The organism is Streptococcus mitis (assembly GCF_003944325.1).
Classification (GTDB): domain Bacteria; phylum Bacillota; class Bacilli; order Lactobacillales; family Streptococcaceae; genus Streptococcus; species Streptococcus mitis_CW.
This window is the reverse complement of the sequence record NZ_RJPX01000068.1, coordinates 1-3,235: the sequence shown is the minus strand read 5'-3', so window position 1 is coordinate 3,235 and position 3,235 is coordinate 1. Positions and strand designations below refer to the sequence as shown.

General features: G+C 40.5%; 2 protein-coding genes, 1 tRNA gene and 1 pseudogene. 1 reads left to right on the top strand and 3 read right to left on the bottom strand.

The features are described from left to right. Positions 1–181, top strand: a pseudogene (locus D8787_RS10960) (group II intron reverse transcriptase/maturase); the annotation flags it as partial. A 71-nt stretch (positions 182–252) separates the two neighbouring features. On the opposite strand, the gene dapA reads toward D8787_RS10960, so the two are convergent. The 3 genes from dapA to D8787_RS10945 form a co-directional block, all read right to left on the bottom strand. Further along, a complete protein-coding gene (gene dapA / locus D8787_RS10955) occupies positions 253–1,188 on the bottom strand; it encodes a 4-hydroxy-tetrahydrodipicolinate synthase (RefSeq protein WP_125423833.1) in 936 nt (311 codons plus the stop codon). 56 nt (positions 1,189–1,244) lie between these two features. Beyond that, the gene (locus tag D8787_RS10950; protein ID WP_125423830.1) at positions 1,245–2,321 is read right to left on the bottom strand and encodes an aspartate-semialdehyde dehydrogenase; all 1,077 of its coding nucleotides are present in this window, start codon (positions 2,319–2,321) and stop codon (positions 1,245–1,247) included. A 493-nt stretch (positions 2,322–2,814) separates the two neighbouring features. Beyond that, positions 2,815–2,887 (bottom strand) — tRNA-Thr (locus D8787_RS10945). Between the last annotated feature and the right edge of the window lie 348 nt (positions 2,888–3,235).

The following is a 3,235-nucleotide window of genomic DNA, read 5'->3' as shown; positions in this document are numbered from 1 at the left end:
GCTTAAGTTAGGAGTTCCTAAATGGATAGCAGATAAGGTATCTGGCTGGGGTGACCACTATCAATTAGTAGCTCAGAAGTCGGTACTTAAACGTGCTATATCAAAACCAGTCCTTGAGAAACGTGGACTGGTTTCGTGTTTGGATTATTACCTTGAACGACATGCGTTAAAAGTTAGTTGAACCGCCGTATGCCGAACGGCACGTACGGTGGTGTGAGAGGGGCTAGAGATTATCCCCTACTCGATTCTTTATTAGTAATCTGGTCTTAAAACACCTGTTACAGTTGCCTTAGTTGCTTCGTAGTCGCCATCTACAACAACCTTGATAATGCGTTTGGCATCTTCTTCTGGTGCTGGAACTAAAGGTAGACGAGTTGGTCCAGCTTCAAATCCCATATAGTTGAGAACGGCCTTGACAGGAGCAGGACTTGGATATGAGAAGAGGGCATTAACCTTAGGAATAAACTTACGCTGAATAGCTGCGGCCTTCTTCATATTACTCTCGGCAATGGCAGTAAACATCTCGTGCATTTCATCCCCATTTGTATGAGAAGCAACAGAAATAACCCCGTCAGCACCAAGGTTCATGGCATGGAAAGCATCTCCATCCTCACCTGTATAAATCAAGAACTCTTCTGGCTTGTGTTCAATCAAATAAGCCATATTAGCCAAGCTAGTACATTCTTTGACACCAATGATATTTGGATGGTCAGCCAAACGAAGCATGGTTTCTGGAGTTAATTCGACAACCACACGACCTGGAATGTTATAGATGATAATTGGTAGGTCAGAAGCATCTGCAATGGCCTTAAAGTGCTGATACATTCCTTCCTGAGAAGGTTTGTTGTAGTAAGGCACGATAGCAAGACCAGCAGCAAAACCGCCAAATTCTGCTACTTCTTTGACAAACTCGATAGAGTCACGCGTATCATTGGTACCTACACCCGCAATCAAAGGAACGCGTCCATTGACAATCTTTTGTACTGCCGCAAAGAGTTCCAACTCTTCATCGTGAGTCAAAGTTGGACTCTCAGCCGTCGTTCCTGCAAGAAGAATTCCATCCGTATGATGGGCCAACAAATGCTCAATCAAGGCTGGAATAGCATCAAAGTTGATAGAACCATCCTCGTGGAAAGGGGTAATGAAGGCCGTGATGATTTTACACTCTTTTAAATCTTGATAAGACATGAGAAACACCTCTCTATTTCAAAGAAGGAGTTCATCTGAACTCCTAAACGATATGACTATTTTAATTCAAATTTCAATTCAGCTGTTGGACGAACCAATCCACGTTCATGAAGAGTTTCTGCAATTTGAACTGAATTCCAAGCAGCACCTTTGAGAAGGTTATCTGAAACAACCCACATGTGAATTCCTTTTTCTGCATCCAAGTCTTTACGGATACGACCAACAAAGGTATCACGTGAACCCACTGCATTGATGGCTTGAGGATAGATTTGATGAGCGACATCATCCTCCAGAATCGCACCTGGGAAAGCTGCGATAGCTGCTTTCACTTCTTCAATTGGAGCCACTTCTTTTGTTTCGATGTAAACAGACTCAGAGTGAGCTGACAAGACTGGAATACGCACACATGTTGCAGATACTGCAATGCTGTCATCTTCCATGATTTTCTTAGTTTCCTTAGTCATCTTCATCTCTTCGTAAGTGTAATCATTGTCAGTGAAGACATCAATTTGTGGAAGAGCATTAAAAGCGATAGGATAATGTTTCTTGTCACCACCTGAAGGCAAGATTTCTGCATGTAAATCACGTGGATTCACACCATCATTCAAAACTTCACGAAGTTCACGTTGTGTCTCAAGAATTGCTCCCATACCAGCACCTGAAACTGCTTGGTAAGTTGAAACAATGATACGGTCCAATCCCCATTTTTGGCGAACTGGCTCAAGCGCCACCATCATTTGGATTGTTGAACAGTTAGGGCAAGCAATAATCCCGTTGTGGGCATCAAGTGCGTGAGCATTGACCTCTGGAACAACCAAAGGAACGTCTGGATTTTGACGGAAGTAAGATGTATTATCAACTACTACCGCTCCAGCTTTCACTGCGTATGGTGCATATTTAGCTGATGTAGAACCGCCTGCTGAAAAGAGAGCGATATCAACTCCTTCAAAAGCTGTCTCAGTCGTTTCTTCAATCGTAATATCTTGGTCTTTAAATTTCAAAGTCTTGCCTGCTGAACGTGCAGAAGCAAGTAAGCGGATTTTTTCGATTGGAAGTGTTGATTCTTCCAACATTTTTATCATCTGAGCACCGACAGCACCTGTCGCGCCGACTACAGCAACTGTATATCCCATAAATAACCTCTTTCGGAATTTTCTAAAAATTTCTATAATAGATGTATTATACTACTTTTTCCATGAATTGCAAAGCTTTTTCATCATTTTTTGGAAAATAAAAATCCCCAGTCGCTAGACCAGGGACTAAGAGGCATCTTCATGTGATGAGCAGGTTCACACAACTCATCAAGGTCCGCTCCTGCGTTATGACCTCCTTATGCTCAATAGTAGCCCGAAGACTACCTATCGACTCATCGCATCTACCATTCTACTAAAGAGAATGACTTTTGTCAACAGACGAAACTCTTTAGTTTTATTTACACAGGTGCATAAGAAATATAATAAATTGAAGTTGGAATAGTGCACCACAATTGCTAAGACATTTCTAGAAATTAATTTGATTTCCCCAATCAATTTGTTCACATCTTATTTCAATCTACTATATCTTTGAAAAATTTGAGGCAAACATAACAAAAAACCTTGTAAATAAAGGTTTTTTCTGTCTATTTAATGCTAATTGCCGGGATTGAACCGGCGACCTCATCCTTACCATGGATGCGCTCTGCCAACTGAGCTAAATCAGCTTACTTAAAAAGTATACTATAGTTAGAAAAACTTGTCAAGTTTCCTTAGACATTTTCCATAAGAAAAAGCCAGGTAAGAGTCACCCAGCTTGTCTAATTCGGGACTTTGACAGTTATGAAGTAAAAAAATCCTCATAAAGGTTGATATAAGAGCATTTTCTTGTCAAATTTTACCACTTTTTATTTGCGTACTTTCTCGTACTTTGTTATAATGGAGTGAGGTATGAAAAGATGAGAGTTAAACAATCAAAGTCAAAAAACACTATCAACTACGCTATTATTAAAGATATCAAGGTTGGAAATAAACGGACTTCTACTATCGTAGAAAACCTAGGCAATCATAACACA